Genomic DNA, 20,840 nt, shown 5'->3' with positions numbered 1-20,840 from the left:
TCGTATATGAGCAAGCAAAGTAAGCGAAGAGAGGCCTTAATATATCACGCTAAACCAAAACCAGGAAAGATTGAAGTCATTCCAACAAAAAAATATGCGACCCAAAGAGATTTATCTTTGGCATATTCACCAGGTGTTGCAGAGCCTTGTTTAGAGATTGAAAAAGACAAAAATAATGTCTATAAGTATACAGCTAAAGGTAATTTAGTGGCTGTGATTTCAAACGGAACAGCAGTTTTAGGTCTTGGTAATATTGGACCTGAAGCCTCTAAACCTGTCATGGAAGGGAAAGGCTTACTCTTTAAAATCTTTGCGGATATTGATGTGTTCGACATTGAGGTAGATACTGAAAATGTAGATGAGTTTATTCAAACAGTCAAAATGATTGCGCCTACGTTTGGAGGTATTAATTTAGAAGATATAAAAGCACCCGAAGCTTTTGAAATTGAACGTCGCCTCAAAGAAGAATTAGATATTCCAGTAATGCATGATGATCAACATGGTACCGCAATCATATCGGCTGCGGCGCTGTTAAATGCTCTGGAACTTACTGAAAAGAAAATAGAAGATGTTAATATCGTGATTAGTGGTGCAGGAGCTGCAGCGATATCTTGTTCAAGATTGTACCAAGCTTGTGGCGCAAAGCGAGAGAATATGGTGATGCTAGATAGTAAGGGAGTTATTAGAGATGATCGAGACAATTTAACAGAGGAAAAGGCAGAATTTGCAACACATAGAAAAATTGACACATTATACGAAGCCATGAAAGATGCCGATGTGTTTATTGGTTTATCTATGGCAGATATTGTAGAGCCTGAGACGCTCATAGCAATGGCTAAAAACCCCGTGGTATTTGCCATGGCGAATCCTAATCCTGAAATTAAATATCAGTTAGCGGTTGATACGCGTGACGATATTATCATGGCAACAGGTCGAAGTGACCATCCTAATCAAGTCAATAACGTTCTTGGATTTCCATTTATATTTAGAGGCGCTTTAGATGTAAGAGCGACAAAAATCAATGAAGCGATGAAAATGGCGGCGGTTTATGCTTTAGCAAATTTAGCTAAAGAACCTGTGCCTGAGCAAGTCAATATTGCCTATGGAGAAACCCGATTAACTTTTGGACGTGATTATATCATTCCAAAACCATTCGATCCAAGACTTATTGCTGAAGTGCCACCTGCAGTAGCTAAAGCCGCTATGGAAAGTGGTGTCGCTCAAGAACCAATTGAAGATTGGGAGAAATACAAAGAAGAATTGTTGGAGCGATTAGGGTCAGACAATAAAATTGTTAGACTTATAATGAATAGGGCTAAGTTAAATCCGAAACGCGTTGTTTTTGCTGAGGCAGATCAATTAGATGTTTTAAAAGCAGCTCAGATTGTTTTTGATGAAGGCATTGCTACACCTATTTTACTTGGTCGTCGCGATATCATTCTGTCTTTAATGGAAGAGATTGAATTTGAAGCCGATTTAGAGATTATAGATCCTAAGAGCGATCATGAAACCGAACGTAAAAACAAATATGCGAAAGTATATTGGCAACAGCGAAAGCGCAATGGAGTTACTTTGTATTCTGCTGAGAAAATCATGCGTGAGCGTAATTATTTTGCCGCAATGATGGTGAACGAAGGTGATGCAGATGCAATGATTTCTGGGTATTCTAGAAGCTACCCATCGGTAGTTAAGCCAATGATGGAACTAATTGGTTTGGCTCCAGGAGCGACAAGAGTAGCAGCAACAAATATTATGATGACGCGACGCGGACCATTATTCTTGAGTGATACTGCGATAAACATTAATCCTTCTGCAAACGATTTAACAAGAATTGCCCAAATGACAGCAAGTATTGTAAAAATGTTTGGTATGGAACCTGTTATGGCCATGATTTCGTATTCAAATTTTGGTTCCTCTAAAGATCAAACAGCGACTAAAGTAAGGGAAGCAGTAAGTTACCTGCATAAAAGACATCCAGATCTTATTGTTGATGGTGAATTGCAATCTGATTTTGCACTAAACAAGGAAATGCTGCAGGATATGTTTCCATTTTCAAAATTAGCAGGACGAAAAGTAAACACCTTAATATTTCCGAATTTAGAATCTGCTAATATCACATATAAGCTACTTAAAGAACTTAATAAGAGCGACTCTATTGGGCCGATAATGATGGGGATGAGAAAACCTGTACATATCCTTCAGTTAGACGCTAGTGTTGATGAAATCGTAAATATGGCTGCCATAGCTGTTATAGACGCACAACAAAAGGAAAAAAAGGAAGCAAATAAACGTAGCGGTTTAGCATCGTAATCGCCTTTGAAATGTAAATAATTTTATTACATTTGAGTTTTTAACCCAAGTGAGTAAATGATTACGCATATTCAAGGAAGATTAGTAGAAAAGAATGCGACAGATGTTGTTATAGATTGTAATGGTGTAGGCTACCTTTTGAATATCTCGTTACACACGTATTCACAAATACCAGATGGTGAAGCGCTGAAATTATATTCGCACTTAATTGTTAGAGAGGATTCGCATACCTTGTACGGGTTTTCATCCATGGCAGAGCGTGAAATATTTCGACTTTTAATTTCGGTCAGTGGTATTGGAGCAAATACAGCACGAACAATGTTGTCTTCATTGTCCCCTCAGCAGGTAAAAGAAGGAATTGCCCATGGAGATGTGCCTTTGATTCAATCAATAAAGGGGATTGGAGCAAAAACTGCAGCTCGTGTTATTTTAGATTTAAAAGACAAAGTTCTTAAAGTATATGATATTGACGAAGTTTCTGTTAATAAAAACAATACAAACAAAGATGAAGCGTTATCTGCTTTAGAAGTTTTAGGATTTGCCAAAAAGCAGTCTGAACGTATTGTGGATAAAATTGTGTCTCAACAACCGGACGCGACAGTAGAAACAATTATCAAAGAAGCTTTAAAAAATTTATAAAATTTGATCACAACTAACTCAACTTTATTAAAATCATTATATCGCCTTTTTTTTACACTTACCTTGCTATTGGTTAGTGAATTTGGTCATTCACAGACAACACCAACTACAACTCAAGATACAACTAAAACGGGCTTTTCTTTAGGTAGAATATCAATTCCAAATCCACAAAGTATTGTATCTAAATAAACCTATGATCCAGTAACCAATCGTTATATTTATACCGAAACGGTAGGAAGATTTAATATAAACTATCCAATTATTTTAACCCCTGCCGAATATCAAAAATTAGTGTTGATGGAGCAGCAACGGATGTATTATAAGCAAAAGATTGATGCTGCTGAAGGAAAAAAAGATGGTGCTGAAGATGAACAAAAGAATTTGTTACCTGAGTTTTATATTGATTCGGGATTTTTTGAAACCTTATTTGGAGGAAACACGATTGAAGTGATACCGCAAGGCTCGGTAGAAATGGATTTGGGAATCTTATTCACCAAGCAAGATAATCCAACATTCTCACCAAGAAACCGTAGCAATTTCACCTTCGATTTTGATCAACGTATCAGTTTGAGTTTACTGGGGAAAGTTGGAACGCGTCTCCAAGTGACTGCAAATTATGATACAGAATCAACTTTTGATTTTCAAAACTTAGTTAAATTAGAATACACGCCTACCGAAGATGATATTGTTAGGAAAATAGAAGTTGGTAACGTAAATATGCCATTGAATAGTTCGTTGATTACCGGAGCTCAAAGTTTATTTGGAGTAAAAACCGAACTTCAATTTGGGAAGACCAGAGTAACCGCTATTTTTTCTGAACAACAATCACAATCACAATCTGTCACCGCACAAGGAGGTGGAACACTTGAAGAGTTTGAGTTCTTTGCTAGAGATTATGATGAAAACAGACACTACTTTTTAGCACAATATTTCCGAAATACTTATGATGAAGCTATGCTTCGTTATCCGTTTATAAATAACAATATTCAGATTACGAGAGTTGAAGTTTGGGTAACTAATAGAAGTAACCAAACAGATAATGTTAGAAATATAGTGGCATTACAAGATTTAGGAGAATTTGAAACTATTGGTTTAAATGGAGGTGTTCCACCAGGAGGATTTGTAAACCCTTCAGGCTCTCAATTTCCTGATAATGGAAATAATGCCTTTGACCCAACAAATATTGGAGGTGCTGGATCATTTTTATCGCCATCTGTTAGAGATATTACAACTGCAGAGCAAGGTATTTTGACACCTTCAAATGAAGGGTTTGATTTCGGAAAATTAGAAAATGCCAGAAAACTGCAGGAAGGAAGAGATTATGCATTAAACACACAATTAGGTTATATATCCTTAAATCAACGGCTACTCAATGATGAAATTGTTGCAGTTGCGTTCCAATATACCGTAGGTGGAGAAGTATATCAAGTTGGTGAATTTGCTAATGATGGTGTGAATTCTACAGCAACAAATAATGACGACGATAATGACGGTATTCCAAACGTTGCAGATGTTGATGTCAATAATGATGGTGTAAACGATAATGGTACAGATACTGATGGCGATGGCATCAACGACCAAACCGATTCCGATGTAGATGGCAATGGAATTATTGATAACGGTCCTGATGTAAATGCTGATGGTATCAATGACAGTTTTGTTATTGCTGAGGGCTCTACGCAGAGTTTGATTGTTAAAATGTTGAAGAGTCCTATCACCGATGTTAATCAGCCAATATGGGATTTAATGATGAAAAATATCTACGATACTGGCGCTTTTCAGTTGGATCAAGATGATTTCAGACTTAATATATTTTATACTGAGGCATCGCCTTTAAATTATATTGCACCTGTCGAAGGAACCTCTTTTCCAGTATTTAATAATAACTCGCCTTTTGATACCACCGATGATGGAGAGATCATTGATACACCGCTTATTCGACTGTTTCATTTAGATCGACTTAATTTTAATAATGATCCACAAGCAGGTGGAGATGGATTCTTTGATTTCGTGCAAGGAAAAACCATATTGGCTGAGAATGGAAAAATCATCTTTACAAAGGTGGAGCCATTTGGACGCTACCTCTTTGATATTTTGGATGATGATGGAAATCCGAACAATAATGACGCAGACTACGAATTAGAAACCTATACTAACCTGAATCAAGAAAAGTACGTTTTTGATATCCTGTATAAACAAACGAAAACAGCTGCTTTAGACGAAGCTGAAAAGAATAAATTCCAGATTAAAGGTCGCTATAAATCTTCTGGAGGTGACGGTATCCCTTTGGGAGCTTTCAACGTACCAAGAGGATCTGTGATTGTGACAGCAGGAGGGCGAACCCTTGTTGAAGGTCAAGACTACACCGTGAATTATCAAATAGGACGAGTGTTTATTATTGATGAAGCTTTAAAATCTTCAAACATTCCTATTAATGTTTCCGTAGAGAATAATGCTGTTTTTGGTCAGCAGACGCGTCGCTTTACAGGAATTAATATTGAACACCAATTCAATGAGAATTTTGTTTTAGGAGCTACTTTGTTAAACTTAAACGAGCGACCAATTACACAAAAGGCCAATTTCAATTCAGAACCAATCAATAACACTATTTTTGGATTTAATGGTAACTATTCAACTGAAGTTCCATTCTTTACAAGATTGGTGAATAAATTGCCAAATATTGATACCGATGCACCATCTAACTTATCGGTGAGAGGAGAATTTGCTTATTTAGCTCCAGGTGCTCCAAAAGGAACAGATTTCAACAATGAAGCAACCGCATATGTAGATGATTTTGAAGGCACACAAGGCGCCATTGATTTATTATCACCGCAAGCCTGGTTTTTATCCAGTAGACCGAGAACCATTAATGGTGTTTCAGAAAATGATCCAGTAAACAACCCAGGCATACAAAATGGATTTGATCGTGCACTTATGAACTGGTATACAATTGATCCTATATTTTATAGTAATCAACGCCCTAATGACATCAGTGATGATGATGTTTCAAATTTATATACACGACGTGTATTTATTGATGAAGTATTCCCTCAACAAGATATTGCTCAAGGACAGCCAACGGTGATTAATACGCTAGATCTTGTATATTACCCAACGGAAAGAGGTCCATATAACTTCCAAACTACAGGTATTAATATTGGTACAGAAACTTTGACCAATCCACAAAATAGTTGGGCAGGGATCACCAGACAAATCACGTCTACAGATTTTGAACAAGCCAATGTAGAATATATTGAATTTTGGATACAAGATCCATTTTTAGACGATGACGATTCATCTAACCAAGGAGGAAAATTATTTGTCAACCTAGGAAATATTTCAGAGGATATAATTAAGGATGGTAAAAAGCAATACGAAAATGGTCTGCCAGAAAATGGTGATGTTAGTGGCTTTACACCAACATCTTACGGTACTGTAGTTCCTAGTAATCAATCATTAATATATACCTTTTCTACAGGTGGCGCAGAACGTGCTAATCAAGATGTAGGATACGATGGTTATGATGACTTAGAGGAAACACCTACTGACAACCCAGTACTTGCGCCATTTTATAGCGCTTACCAAGGTTTGACAGATCCAGCAAAGGATAATTACACCTATTATTTGAATACGGAAGGAGATATTTTTGAACGCTACAAAAAATATAATGGTCTAGAGGGCAACTCTCCAGATGTGTTCACAGATACTAATCGTGGATCTACGCCGCAACCAGATGTGGAAGATATTAATAGAGATAACACTATGAATACAATTGACAGCTATTTTCAATATGAAATAGATGTCACACCAAGTGCTTTAAATGATAGTAACCCACAAATAAATGATATTAAAGAACGTCAAGTAACTTTGCCAAATGGAGAAACGGAGACTGTGACGTGGTATCAGTTTAGAATTCCAATAGGAGAAGGCCCGAGTAGAACAGCTATTGGCGGGATCTCCGATATTAGATCGGTGCGTTTTGCTCGTTTGTTCTTAGAGGATTTTACAGAAACAACGGTATTGCGATTTGCAACTTTAGATTTAGTAAGAAGTGATTGGAGACGTTATCGTTTAACCTTAGATGATGAGCCAAATAATGACAGTGATAATACAGAATTTAGTGTTGGAGTTGTAGGGCTTCAGGAAAATGATGGTAATTATGTCTTGCCTCCAGGAGTTGTCTTAGAACAATTAAATAATAATAACAATATCATAAGACAAAATGAACAATCACTGCAAGTGGAGGTTTGTGAGTTAGAACCTGAAGATTCTAGAGGAGTATTTAAAAATATAAATGTAGACATGCGTCAGTATAACAAACTACGTATGTTTATTCACGCTGAAGAAGGAGAAACAGGAACATTAAATGATGGTGAGTTGGTCGGATTTATAAGAATGGGTAATGATTTTACTCAGAATTATTATCAGATTGAAGTACCATTACAAGTGTCAACAGGTTTCGCATCTGCAGAAGCAGTATGGCCAGAAGCCAATGAGATCAATATTGATTTAGATATTTTAGAACAAGTCAAATCATTAGGAATTGCTAATGGAACTCTGGCAAATTTAGACCCAACATTCTACGATCTTAGTGATGGTGAATTGACAGAGGTAGGAGAATTTGATGCATATACCTTAGGACAACAAAGAGTAGCTATTATTGGTAATCCTAATTTTGGTGAAGTGAGAGTGTTGATGGTTGGAGTTAAGAATCCAGGTAATAATGGAATGAATGCTTGTGGTGAAATATGGTTTAATGAATTACGACTCGCTGATTTAGATAATGAAGGTGGTTGGGCTGCAGTAGCAGCAATGGATGCTAATTTTGCAGATTTTGCTAATGTTAGTGCAACAGGAAGAAAAAGCACCATTGGGTTTGGTTCAGTAGAACAACGTCCAAACGAACGTAGTCGTGAAGATGTAGAACAATACGACGTAGTAACTAACCTGAACTTAGGTCAACTTTTACCTAAAAAGTGGGGAATTCAACTGCCTTTTAATTATGCAGTAGGTGAGCAAATCATCACTCCTGAATATGATGAATTCTATAGAGATATAAAATTACAGACACAATTAGATAATACAACCAATCAAGATTCTATTTTAAAGGTCAATGAAAACTATACCAAACGTAAGAGTATCAATTTTATTGGTGTTAGAAAAAATAGGACTACAGATAAGACACCTAGATTTTATGATGTTGAGAATTTGACATTTAACTATAGTTATAACAAAGAAGAACGACGTGACTTTGAGATTGAACGGTCTTTAAATCAAAATGTAAGAGCAGGAGTGAATTATAACTATAGCTTCAATTCTACTCCTATAGAACCATTTAAGAAAAATGATTCATTATTTAGAGGGAAGTATTGGAAAATACTAAAAGACTTTAACTTTAATCCTGTTCCAACAAGCTTTTCTGTAAATACAGATATCATTCGTCAGTTTAATAAACAGAAGTTTAGAGAAGTAGATCTGGCAGGCGATAATATTGGATTGGAAGAGTTATTCAGAAGAAATTATAATTTCAATACGCAATACGTCATCAATTACAACTTGACCAAGGCCTTGAGTATGAATTTTACGGCTGCGAATACCAATATTGTTAGAAATTACTTTATTGATGATCAACTCAATGGCAGACAAGATCCAAATTTGGACGTGTGGGATGGATTCTTTGATTTGGGAGACCCTAATATTCAAAGTCAGCAATTGCAGTTAAATTATGAGATTCCATTGTATAAAATTCCAACCTTGAGTTTTATGCGCGCTACGTATTCTTATACTGGAGATTTTCAATGGACAAAAGGGTCTGATTTAAATCAGAATTTAAGTATTGAAAACGATGATGGATCCTTCTCAAATTATAATTTGGGGAACAGCATTCAAAATGCAAACACACATAATATTAATTCAACATTTAACCTTGAGACTTTATACAAATATGTTGGTTTAACTAAAAAGAAGACAAGATCAAAAGTAAGTCAGAGGGCTACACCTGGAGCGCTCGGTAAAGACGGTAAACCTAATGCTCCAACTAAGACCAATCCAGCTGAAAGTAAAAAAGGTGCAGGTTCTACCATCTTAAACGGAGCTATAGATTTAATCACAGCAGTGAAGCGGGTACAAATTAACTACACTGAAAATAATGGTTCCTTCTTACCGGGTTATTTACGTACACCTGGATTTATTGGAACCCTTAAGCCAACTCTCGGTTATACATTTGGAAGTCAAAGAGATATCAGACAATTGGCAGCAGAGAATGGTTGGTTGACCGTATTCCCTAACTTCAATCAACAATACAGTGAGACTACCAATAGAGTTTTAGACATTTCAGCAGATATAGAATTAATAAAAGATTTGAATATTGATTTAACAGGAGGTCGAGTGTACTCTGAAAACACAACACAAAACTTTAGGGTTGAAGATTTTATTGACGCTAACGGCAACCCAGGATCTGATGGTGTGCTAGATTATAATCCACTTATTACAAATGCCTTCGGAAACTTTAATATTTCAACTGCATTAATTAAAACAGCATTTAGTGCAAGTGATGAAACCCAGTCTGCGCCTTTTGAAGACTTTAGATCAAATCGATTAGTTGTGGCGAGACGTTTGGCGAGAAATTTTTATGGCAATGATAACTTCGCGGTAGATGGTGAGGGATACCCCTTAGGATTTGGAAAAAATAGTCAAGCCGTATTATTACCGTCGTTTTTAGCCGCTTACAAAGGGACGAGTCCAGACAAGATTAGTTTGTCCGCCTTTAGAGATATTCCAATCCCTAATTGGCAGTTAAAATATACTGGATTCATGAAAATGAAATGGTTTAAAAAGAATTTTAAACGTTTCTCAATCACACATGGATATCGTTCTAGTTATACAATTAATCAATTTAGAACTAACTTGGATTTAAATCCGCAATTACTGCAACCTGGAGTGGCTTATGAAGATCAGGATCCAGATGTTTTAGACCAATCAGGAAACTTTAAGAACCGAACAGTATTTAGTAACATTAACTTAGAAGAGCAGTTTAGTCCATTATTTAGATTAGACTTTGAAATGAAAAATTCAATTAAAATTCTTGCTGAAATGCGAAAGGACAGAATTTTATCATTGAGTTTTGATAACAATTTACTTACTGAAATACAAGGTAATGAATACATTCTAGGACTAGGTTACCGAATAAAAGATCTTCGCATTAGATCCAAATTAGCTGGACCAAGGCAAGTGATTAAAAGTGATTTAAATATGAAAGCCGATATTTCGGTTAGAAATAATAAAACCATTATTCGATATCTTGATATCGATAATAATCAAATTACTCAAGGTCAAACTGTTTGGGGGCTCAAGTATACTGCAGATTACGCCTTTACTAAGGCCTTAACAGCCATATTCTATTTTGACTACACGTTTTCCGAATTTGAAATATCAACTGCATTTCCACAAACTACAATTAGATCAGGATTTACATTGCGATACAATTTTGGAAATTAAGTAGTAAATACAGTCTAAAAAAATTACTTTTGTAGCCATACATTAATTATTTATTTACAAGATGAATATACCATCAGATTTAAAATACACCAAAGATCACGAGTGGGTCAAAATTGAAGGTGATATTGCCACGGTTGGCATAACAGATTTTGCACAAGGTGAACTCGGAGATATCGTTTATGTTGAAGTAGAAACACTCGATGAGACCTTAGATATTGAAGAAGTGTTTGGGACTGTAGAAGCAGTGAAAACAGTTTCAGATTTATTTCTGCCTTTATCTGGCGAAATTGTTGAGTTCAATGAAAATCTTGAAGACGAACCAGAAAAGGTAAATACAGATCCTTATGGTGACGGTTGGATGATTAAAATCAAAATTTCTGATGATTCAGAGATAGATAATTTGTTATCTGCTGATGATTACAAAGCTGTGGTTGGCGCTTAAAAAATGGGCTCTAGCTCTTATGGTTCTCTATGTAATTGGATTGACCATGGGGAGTTTGATGCATTTGGGTGGTATACCTAGTCTGGGATTCTCTTTTGATGATAAAATTTACCATTTTTTTGCTTACTTTTTATTTACAATACTGGTTTATAATTACTTTAAAGTAATCCAAATAAAGCGGGTTATTCTGCTTTCAGCATTGGCTGTAATTTGTTATGGCATCATTCTTGAAGTTTTACAAACTGTCTTGACATCTTACCGAACGTTTGATGTTTATGATGCACTTGCCAACGCCTTAGGAGTTAGCTGTGCATCTATAGTCTTACACATAAGAACAAATCGAAAGTTAAATTTAAATTAATAGCTTGCGTTTTTAGTAAATTATTAGTTAAATTAGCATTCCTTAAAAAATTTGAAGCACATGGAACCTAAAAAAAGTACAAAGGCAGATGTTAGCAGAAATAGTTCCCTCTATTTTGCCGTAGGTCTTGCATTAATGATGGCTTTGACTTATATGACAATAAATTATAAGTCATATGAGAAGTCAAATATTGATATTGGAAAATTAGATTTAGATGATTTAGATGAAGAAGAAATTCCAATTACACAACAAGAATTAATTCCACCTCCACCGCCACCTCCGCCTCCAGTGGTACCTGAAGAAATTGAAATTGTTGAAGATGAAAAAGAAATTGAAGAAACGGTAATTGAATCAACAGAAACAGATCAAGAAGAAGAAATTGTTGAGGTTGAAGAAATCGAAGTTGAAGAGGTTGAAGAAGATATAGAAGTTCCATTTTCTGTCATTGAAAACGTACCAATCTTTCCAGGTTGTGAAAAAGAAAAAGGCAATAATGCGAAAAAGCAATGTATGTCTGATAAAATCAGCAAGTTTGTAAATAAAAAGTTTAATACAGATTTAGCAGGCGACCTAGGGCTATCAGGAAGACAACGTATTAACGTGATTTTCAAAATAGATAAAACAGGAAACATTGTAGGGGTTCAAGCAAGAGCACCGCATCCAGGTTTAGAAAAAGAAGCGAAGCGAGTAATTAACTTACTTCCAAAAATGAAACCAGGAAAGCAGAGAGGAAAGGCTGTTACAGTACCTTATTCACTGCCAATTTTATTCCAAGTGCAAGACTAGAAAAACAGTTATTATTAGTATAATTCAAAATCCCATCTAAATTAATTAGATGGGATTTTTACTTTGGTATGCTTATTGCGATTTTTTCATAATATTAACATTTTAAATTTAAGTATTATGAAAGATTTTACAAAATCGCACAATATTGCTGATCAGAGCAATAAATTAGTGCCAAAATCACACAAGCACGATGCAAATTTACAAAAAAACACGACGTTGTATTTTCAAATCGGACTCATTATGTGTTTGTTGGCAACCTATGGTCTATTCGAAATGAAATTCGAAACCAAAAGTATGGATTCAGCATACCTTGAGCCTTTAGACTCTGATGATTATACTTACGACCCTAAAAATTATATTCCTGAGCCGGACATGCCCAAATCAAAACCTGTGAAAAAACAGGTTAAAAAGGTCATAACTCCAAAGTTTGCTATTATAGAAAACACGGACCCAATAGATCCAGTGGTTATTGATCTAACCCCAGAACCAACGAAAGAGCCAATAGATCCAAATGCTTTAGGAAAAATTGAAAAACCAGCAGATCCTGTTAACAGTAATAAACCCTTTGATCTTACAAATGTTGAAATTGTCCCAGTATATCCAGGTTGTGAAAAAATGACCACTAATAAAGATCGAATTAAATGTATGAATGAAAAGATTGGGAGACTTGTACAGCGAAAATTTGATACCGACATAGCATCCAAATACGGTTTGTCTGGCAAGCAGCGCATAACAGTTCAATTTAAGATAGATCAAAATGGAAACGTTACAGATATACTAACAAGAGCTCCACATCCAGGTCTTGAAAAAGAGGCAAATCGAGTGACGAATAAGATTCCTCAAATGCAACCTGGTTACCAAAGTAAAAAACCAGTATCTGTTATATATAATTTACCTATAGTTTTTAATGCGAATTAACATAATTACCCAGTAAAAAAAGACGGTTTAAATTTTAATTTAAACCGTCTTTTTTTATGATTTTCATTTTGAAAAAAAAAGCTATCTTTCGTCAACTAATGATGCGTTTGTTTTATGAAGAAAATCTTATTGCTTTTTGTTTTAATGTTTGTAGGTATTTGCAGGGCTCAAGAGCCTTCAAATTTTGAAAAATCACCAGTATATCCTGGTTGTGAAGCACAGCCAATTAATGAGCTCAAAGCATGTTTTAATAATAAAATCAATACCGAAATATTTAAGTCATTTAAAGTGCCTCAGGTTGTAAATGATGATAGTTACAAGGGTGAAATTAAATTGCTTTTTGAAGTCGATAAAGAAGGGCAAATCACAATCCTTTATATCGATGCAGTTTATGATGAACTAAAAGATGAAGCTAGGCGTGTATTCCAAGATTTACCTAAAGTTACTCCAGGAACCTATAATGGTAAACCTACCTTTTTTCAGTATTCATTAGGAATCAATATACCATTGGTTAATCCTGCAGAAATTCAATCAAAACAAGTTGAAGACACGTCATTAAAAATTACAAAAGGAAGTAGTCTAAATGAGGATGTTAGTAAAGAATACATCAATGTTAGCGATAGCATCATACCTTATCAGAAGTTAGAATATAGCAGTCAGTTAAATATCCCCTTTACGCACAATTATTATGCGAGATTTGATCAAGACATGAATGGATTGGGTACGAATAGTCATACCGCAGCTAAACCATTTATGTATGATGATGTGTCTCCGTATTATGATTTTAAAGCTGAAAAAGAAGCACTTATTAAAGGCAGTGATAGTTGGTGGAGTAGAAAATTATGGAATGAACATTTGGTGACTTTACAAGGCAAAGATTATTGGTTTATCGCAGATCCTGTTTTTGATTTACAGCTAGGAACCGATACTGAAGCAGATTTTAGCACAACATATAACAATACCAGAGGAATTTTTATACAAGGAGGTCTAGGCAAAAAGTTTACATTTTCAGCATCCATCTATGAGAGTCAAGGACGATTTGCACAATACTTTAACGCTTATGCAGACGCTCTTGCAGCCTCAGGAGGAGAACCTATTGTTCCAGGTCGTGGCTTATCTAAACGTTTTAAAAATGACGGATATGATTATCCAGTAGCTGAAGGGTATTTGTCTTATTCACCTGCCAAATTTATAAATATTCAGTTCGGTCACGGTAAAAACTTTATCGGTGATGGGTATCGTTCATTATTGCAAAGCGATGTTGCTAGTCCCTACCCATTTTTAAAACTAAATACAAAATTTTGGAAAATAAAATATACCAATACTTGGATGTGGCTTCGAGATGTAAGACCTGAAGTTACAGAAGATGGAGCTTTTTTAACTAAATATATGGCTAATCATTATTTGAGTTGGAACGTTTCTAAACGCTTAAACATTGGATTGTTTGAATCGGTACTTTGGACAAATGACAATAATAGAGGTTTTGATATTAACTATTTAAATCCAGTAATTTTTTATCGTGCAATAGAGTTTTCTACTGGTCAAGACGCAGGTAATGCAATCTTAGGAGCAACGGCTAAATACAAATGGAATAACAAAGTGAATGTCTATGGACAATTTATTCTAGATGAGTTTTCTTTAAATGATATCACAGGAGGAAAGAAAAGTTGGAAGAATAAGTTCGGATACCAATTAGGAGTGAAGTATTTTGATGCGTTTAAGGTTGATAATTTATTACTCCAGTTTGAATACAACCGGGTCCGCCCATATACTTATTCTCATAATTCTATAGTCCTTAATTATGCGCATAATAATCAACCCATGGCACATCTTTGGGGAGCTAATTTTAGCGAGGCTATTCTTATAGGTCACTATAATTACAAACGATGGTTCACAGATGCGAAGTTGATTTTAGGAAAACGAGGGTTCGATTTTAACACGGGTAATGATTTTGCAAACTATGGCAGTAATATATATCGAAGTGAAGTTGATCGTAATGCTGAAACAGGAATTACAGTTGGTCAAGGAAATGCAACTAATGTGTTTCAGGCCGATTTACAAGCGGGATATATCCTTAATCCAGTGACTAATTTAAGATTGTTCACCAATGTCACTTTTAGGAATTACGATCCACAGGCAAATACAGCTGCCGCATTAAACACCAATACAGCATGGTTTAATATTGGTGTCCGAACAGATTTATTTAATTGGTACAACGATTTTTAATTTAAAAATCTTCGATGAAGATAAATAAAGGTTGACTGTCTTGATTATAAAAGTAGTTGGTTCCTATTTATTTCTTAATAGAATTGCCCAAAAGCTTTTTTCAGAGTATCTTTGCAGACGCAATAAAAAGACGTGTATTGAGTACTGTGAAAACATCTGTCCCCAAAGCTTCAATAATTTCCGATTTTAAGGAAATCACTAAAATGAGACTTTCTATAAGTGTGGTGTTTTCAGCGCTTGCAGGCTACTTGTTGGGTGCCATAGAAGTTGATGTCTACACTTTAGTTTTACTGGCATTTGGTGGTTATTTTATGGTTGGAGCTTCGAACGCTTATAATCAAATTATTGAAAAAGATTTAGATGCTTTAATGGATCGTACTAAAAACAGGCCTGTGCCTGCTGGACGTATGAGCAAGCAATCGGCATTTATTATCGCAACCATATTTACAATTTTAGGGATTACGGTACTTTACATCATTAATGAGCGTACGGCTATGTATGGTGCTATTTCCATCTTTTTATATACCTGTGTGTATACACCTTTAAAAACAAAAACACCGTTAGCCGTTTTTGTTGGAGCTATTCCGGGAGCAATACCCTTTATGCTAGGTTGGGTAGCTGCTAGAAATGATTTTGGTATTGAACCAGGAACTTTATTTGCCTTACAGTTTTTTTGGCAATTCCCTCATTTTTGGGCAATTGGTTGGTTTCTATTTGAAGATTATGAAAAAGGTGGGTTTTATATGTTACCTACGAGAAAACGTGATAAAGGGACGGCAGTCCAAACTATTATGTATACCATATGGACGATACTCATTTCTATAGTTCCTGTTTTTGGAGTAACAGGAGATTTGAAATTATCCATGGTAGCAGCGGTGATTGTATTCGTATTAGGTTTGGTGATGTTGTATTATGCATTTGAACTATTTAAAAAACGAACGGCAAAGGCAGCAAAACAATTGATGCTGTCTAGTGTATCATACATTACACTATTACAAATTGTATATGTTGTCGATAAATTTATAAGATAAATGGATTTAACAGAAGGAACAATTCAAGAGAAGAATGACAGAGCAAAGCGCATGATGCTGTGGTTTGGTATTATGTCGTTAATTATGTCGTTTGCAGGCTTAACAAGTGCTGTTTTAGTAAGTAGAAAACGAGAAGACTGGTTAAATGATTTTGAAATGCCACAAGCTTTTCTAATAAGCTGTATCCTCATTGTGATAAGTAGTGTTACTTTTATACTTGCCAAAAGAGCTATAAAAACAAATAACAGAGCGTTAACAACAGTAATGTTAATAGCCACTTTTATCCTGGGTCTTGCATTTATATTTAGCCAATTTGAAGGGTTTAATCAGATTGTCGATTCGGGGTATTATTTCACTGGAGAATCTTCAAATGTGACAATGAGTTTTATTTATGTAATTGCCTTTGTGCATATCTTGCATGTTGCAGCAGGACTTATCTCATTATTGGTGGTAATTTATAATCATTTTAAACAAAAATATACATCAACACAATTTTTAGGGATGCAACTGTCGGCTACCTTCTGGCATTTTATTGATATACTGTGGATATTCCTGTTTTTGTTTTTGTCATATTTAGTGTAATTGAGAGATTATTTTTAGTAGTTAATAGAGACTATTTTAACTACTAAAGTCTTAATTTTTAATTTTTGGAAACGGATGTTTTTTTAGATAGATAAAATGATTATTTTTGTGCAACTTTTAACAACTAAATGCTTTATATGGATACTACAGTAGCGAATACTGGAACTGAAGGCAAAACTTGGGGAGGTGGCAACCAACCTTTGAAAGCTAGTTATGGTAAAATGATGATGTGGTTTTTTATCGTTTCAGATGCCTTAACCTTCTCAGGATTTTTAGCAGCTTACGGATTTTCAAGATTTAAGTTTATAGGCTCTTGGCCAATAGCAGATGAGGTGTTTACGCACGTTCCATTTTTTCATGGGAATTATCCTATGATTTATGTGGCGTTCATGACGTTTATTCTAATTATGTCCTCTGTAACTATGGTGTTAGCTGTTGATGCTGGTCATCATATGAACAAGGCGAAAGTAACGCTTTACATGTTTTTGACGGTAATTGGAGGTTTGATTTTCGTTGGTTCTCAAGCCTGGGAATGGGGAACATTTATTAAAGGTGATTATGGAGCAGTACAAACTAACGGAGGAAACATTCTTCAGTTAGTAGACACAGATGGTCAAAGGGTAGCCGTTGGAGATATTGCAGTTGATGCACATGGAGAACGTGTGCAACATGAACGTAATAACGGACTTTGGTTTGTTGAGGAAGGCATATTGCCAACATATTCAGTTGATGAAGTTTACAACGGATTGGTGGCTAATCCAAACGTCCTAGTGAGAACACAAAATATTAATGAAGAAGGTGAGAAAACAGTACTTTCAAGAGAAGAATCATTAAAGCAATTAAAAAATAATGGCAAAATTGTCGTTGAAGGTGCTAATCTTCAAGTAAACGAGTATGGAACTTCATTATTTGCAGATTTCTTTTTCTTTATCACAGGCTTCCATGGTTTTCATGTATTCTCTGGTGTTGTCATTAATATCATTATTTTCTTTAATGTCATCCTTGGAACATATGAACGAAGAGGAAGCTATGAGATGGTTGAAAAAGTAGGATTATATTGGCATTTTGTCGATTTAGTTTGGGTATTTGTATTTACTTTCTTCTACCTAGTTTAATATATTTATAATAGAATAAAAATGGCACACGAGCATAAATTAGAAATATTTAGAGGTCTTTGGAAGTTTAAGTCCAATACTCAAAAGATTTGGGGTGTACTAGTTTTCTTAACTTTTGTTACTGGAATAGAAGTAGTACTTGGTATCTATAAACCTCATGGGTTAATGTCTCCACTCATGTCTCCTTTTGAAGGTGGATTTATCGCGACCTTAGGAAATATTATATTTTCTCCTATTATATACATGAAAACCCTGAACCTAATCTTTATCATCTTAACGATTGTTAAGGCATATTATATTACTTGGGATTTCATGCACATGAGAGATGAAACGAAGTCCTTAAGACGTATGGTGGTTTGGACAGGTGTTTTCTTAATTTGTTATCTTGTTTTTATTCTATTGCAGGAAGGCGGTTATATTGAAAGTGTTTATTCCTCAGGCTTTATTAAAAGAGATTTTTAATATGTTATTATTAATATAAAGTATCAGAAAAGACGGTTTTTGTAAACCGTCTTTTTTATTTTTGTAATTAAGATAAAACGTTGAAATATCTTGTTTATGAAGCTTCTTAAGATTAAAGCATATTCATAAAATTACAGATAAATTATAAAATTGAAGCGATGAAAAAAAATAACCTGAAGCGAAATCTAGTACTAGGTATCTTGTTCTTTTTACCAGTAGCATTTTTGTTGATGTTATATCCTTCAACACATAATTACAATCCTTTGGAAATTGTTGATGAAAAGGTTTCAGAATTACAATTTTTCTCATCGAACACAGATTCAAAAATTAAACTTGAAGATCATATTACGGTTCTGGGGTTTTTTGGAAATGAACCCATAGACAATGTTATCGCAGCTTCAAATTTGAAAGAATTAGTGTATGATAAGTTTAAAGGTTTTAAAAAATTTCAAATTGTAATTGTGTTACCAAAAGGAAACCAAGCCAAAGCTGATTTGCTTCAGAAAGAAATCAATAATTATGAGGATATGCGCTTTTGGCATTATGTGTATGGCGAGCCAAATGATATTCAAAGCTTGTTTCAGAGTTTAAAAACAGAAGAACCTTTAGATGATAATTTATCCACAGATCACATCTTTATTGTAGATAAAGATCTAAAACAACGTGGCAGATTAGATGATAGAAATAAAACTGAATTGGAAAATAATTCAGTTATATATCCTTTATATTCATATGATTGTATCGAGGTAGATGAAATGAAAAACAAAATGAGTGACGATCTCCGGATTCTATTCACAGAGTACCGTCAAAAACGTAAAGGAAAATTTGATTCTTCGTCAAGACGAGCACAAGACTTAAATACTGAAGATAACTAAACGACCGTTTTTATGAGCACAAAAAAAACGAATTACTCTTATATTGGAATTGCTTTTATTCTTTTAGTCTTCGGAATCATTTTTATTCCAAGAATTATCAATCGAATAAAAGGTGATGATATCACCCGATCTGAAAGCAGAAGTCAAGATGTCTCAAAGGAGGCTGAAAAACAGATCTCAGATCTCATGTTTCTTGAGATAAATGGTGAGCCCAAAAAAGTGCCTTATTTTTCATTTATGAATCAAGATGGCAAGGTCATTACCAATAAAGACTACGAAGGAAAGGTGTATGTGGTTGAGTTTTTTTTCACGACCTGTCCAACTATCTGCCCCAGAATGAATAGAAATTTGGTTCAAATTCAAAATACCTTTTCCGATTTCGAGGACTTTGGTGTGGCTTCGTTTACAATCAATCCAGAGTATGATACTATTGAGGTGTTAAAAACATATGCCGACAATTATGAGATTACGAACCCTAATTGGCATTTAATGACGGGAGATAAAGACGCAATATATGCTTTAGCAAATGTTGGATTTAATATATATGCTGGAGAAAATCCTGATGTTGATGGTGGTTTTGAGCATTCTGGAAATTTTGCACTTATCGATAAAAATGGATTTATGCGTTCTCGAAAAGATGATTTTGGAAACCCTAAAATATTCTACAAGGGAATCATTAGCGAAGAGGAGCAAACCGATGAAGATGGTGAAATGGAAGAAATAAGTATGTTAAAAGAAGATATAGCCAAACTATTAAAAGAAGATTAATTTAAAATGAGTAACCTCGAGAATCCTTCCGCAGAGAAAAAGTATAACAAATGGATTGTCATTTTATCTGTTACAATTCCGTTAGTGGTTGCGGTATTATTTACTGTAAAAATCCCAAATGTCGAACCCTTAACATTTTTACCACCTATCTATGCTAGTATAAATGCTATCACTGCGATTATATTACTCATCGCATTGTGGGCTATTAAGAATAAAAATACGAAGCTACATGAAAACTTAATGAAATTTGCTATTATGCTTTCTGTAGCATTTTTAGCCATGTATGTTGCCTATCATATGACTAGTGAATCAACTAAGTTTGGAGGCGAAGGTGCAATTAAATATATCTATTACTTTATTTTGTTGACCCATATCTTGCTATCTATTATCGTCATTCCATTCGTACTCATTACCTATGTAAGAGCGATTACCAATAATTTTGAACGACATAAAAAAATTGCTAAAATCACCTTTCCTATATGGCTATATGTTGCTGTAACAGGAGTCATAGTGTATATGATGATATCACCTTATTACGTCTAACTTTATGAAACGTAAGGTGGTTTTCATAGTAATATCCTTAGTCTTTTTTTTAGAGACAAACGCACAGTGTGCCATGTGCAGAGCTGTTTTAGAAAGTGAAGAAGGGCAAACAACAGCCGAAGGAGTGAATGATGGGATTATGTATTTAATGGCGATTCCATATCTATTAGTTGGGAGTGTCGGGTTTCTTATATATTGGAATTTTTTCCGCAGAAAAAAGGAAAGTCACTAAATTCCTTATCCATTTGACTCATGTTTGATATTTAGACCTCTTATAAATATTAG

At 34.8% G+C, this 20,840-nt stretch carries 15 protein-coding genes and 1 pseudogene; all 16 read left to right on the top strand.

Going from position 1 to position 20,840, the window contains the following annotated elements:
• The first annotated feature begins 6 nt into the window (after window positions 1-6).
• The 16 genes and pseudogenes from BLT57_RS01010 (at window position 7) to BLT57_RS00935 (ending at window position 20,787) form a co-directional block, all read left to right on the top strand.
• Window positions 7-2,310 (top strand): NADP-dependent malic enzyme, encoded by a 2,304-nt coding sequence (locus BLT57_RS01010; RefSeq protein ID WP_091421056.1) that lies wholly within the window; start codon window positions 7-9, stop codon window positions 2,308-2,310.
• A 57-nt stretch (window positions 2,311-2,367) separates the two neighbouring features.
• A complete protein-coding gene (gene ruvA / locus BLT57_RS01005) occupies window positions 2,368-2,949 on the top strand; it encodes a Holliday junction branch migration protein RuvA (RefSeq protein WP_091421053.1) in 582 nt (193 codons plus the stop codon).
• 3 nt (window positions 2,950-2,952) lie between these two features.
• Window positions 2,953-10,446: pseudogene (gene sprA / locus BLT57_RS01000) on the top strand (cell surface protein SprA).
• A gap of 61 nt (window positions 10,447-10,507) precedes the next feature.
• Window positions 10,508-10,888, top strand: coding sequence for a glycine cleavage system protein GcvH (gene gcvH, locus BLT57_RS00995; RefSeq protein WP_091421049.1), 381 nt, complete (start codon window positions 10,508-10,510; stop codon window positions 10,886-10,888).
• Entirely contained in the window at window positions 10,860-11,249 is a 390-nt protein-coding gene (locus BLT57_RS00990; RefSeq protein WP_091421046.1) for a VanZ family protein, read from the top strand. The genes gcvH and BLT57_RS00990 overlap by 29 nt, the downstream gene beginning before the upstream one ends.
• A 60-nt stretch (window positions 11,250-11,309) precedes the next feature.
• Window positions 11,310-12,035 (top strand): energy transducer TonB, encoded by a 726-nt coding sequence (locus BLT57_RS00985; protein WP_091421043.1) that lies wholly within the window; start codon window positions 11,310-11,312, stop codon window positions 12,033-12,035.
• A gap of 117 nt (window positions 12,036-12,152) precedes the next feature.
• On the top strand, window positions 12,153-12,953 hold the full coding sequence (locus BLT57_RS00980; RefSeq protein ID WP_091421040.1) for an energy transducer TonB: 801 nt from the start codon (window positions 12,153-12,155) through the stop codon (window positions 12,951-12,953).
• 114 nt (window positions 12,954-13,067) lie between these two features.
• The gene (locus BLT57_RS00975) at window positions 13,068-15,179 is read left to right on the top strand and encodes a gliding motility protein RemB (protein ID WP_091421038.1); all 2,112 of its coding nucleotides are present in this window, start codon (window positions 13,068-13,070) and stop codon (window positions 15,177-15,179) included.
• Between the two features lie 137 nt (window positions 15,180-15,316).
• Complete coding sequence (gene cyoE, locus BLT57_RS00970; protein WP_091421035.1) at window positions 15,317-16,210, top strand: heme o synthase; 894 nt, start codon at window positions 15,317-15,319, stop codon at window positions 16,208-16,210.
• Window positions 16,211-16,792 (top strand): cytochrome c oxidase subunit 3, encoded by a 582-nt coding sequence (locus BLT57_RS00965; RefSeq protein ID WP_091421031.1) that lies wholly within the window; start codon window positions 16,211-16,213, stop codon window positions 16,790-16,792.
• Window positions 16,793-16,929: 137 nt separating this feature from the next.
• Window positions 16,930-17,907, top strand: coding sequence for a cytochrome c oxidase subunit 3 (locus BLT57_RS00960; protein ID WP_091421028.1), 978 nt, complete (start codon window positions 16,930-16,932; stop codon window positions 17,905-17,907).
• 21 nt (window positions 17,908-17,928) lie between these two features.
• On the top strand, window positions 17,929-18,369 hold the full coding sequence (locus tag BLT57_RS00955) for a cytochrome C oxidase subunit IV family protein (RefSeq protein WP_091421024.1): 441 nt from the start codon (window positions 17,929-17,931) through the stop codon (window positions 18,367-18,369).
• Window positions 18,370-18,527: 158 nt separating this feature from the next.
• Entirely contained in the window at window positions 18,528-19,244 is a 717-nt protein-coding gene (locus BLT57_RS00950; protein ID WP_091421020.1) for a hypothetical protein, read from the top strand.
• A gap of 12 nt (window positions 19,245-19,256) precedes the next feature.
• Window positions 19,257-20,012: an SCO family protein gene (locus BLT57_RS00945; protein WP_091421017.1), complete on the top strand. Its 756-nt coding sequence runs from the start codon at window positions 19,257-19,259 to the stop codon at window positions 20,010-20,012.
• Between the two features lie 6 nt (window positions 20,013-20,018).
• Window positions 20,019-20,555, top strand: a complete 537-nt coding sequence (locus BLT57_RS00940; RefSeq protein WP_091421014.1) for a DUF420 domain-containing protein — start codon at window positions 20,019-20,021, stop codon at window positions 20,553-20,555.
• 4 nt (window positions 20,556-20,559) lie between these two features.
• On the top strand, window positions 20,560-20,787 hold the full coding sequence (locus BLT57_RS00935; RefSeq protein WP_091421011.1) for a hypothetical protein: 228 nt from the start codon (window positions 20,560-20,562) through the stop codon (window positions 20,785-20,787).
• The last annotated feature ends 53 nt before the right edge of the window (window positions 20,788-20,840 follow it).

Source organism: Formosa sp. Hel1_31_208 (genome assembly GCF_900104785.1).
Lineage (GTDB): Bacteria > Bacteroidota > Bacteroidia > Flavobacteriales > Flavobacteriaceae > Psychroserpens.
This window is presented reverse-complemented; position numbering and strand designations above follow the sequence as displayed.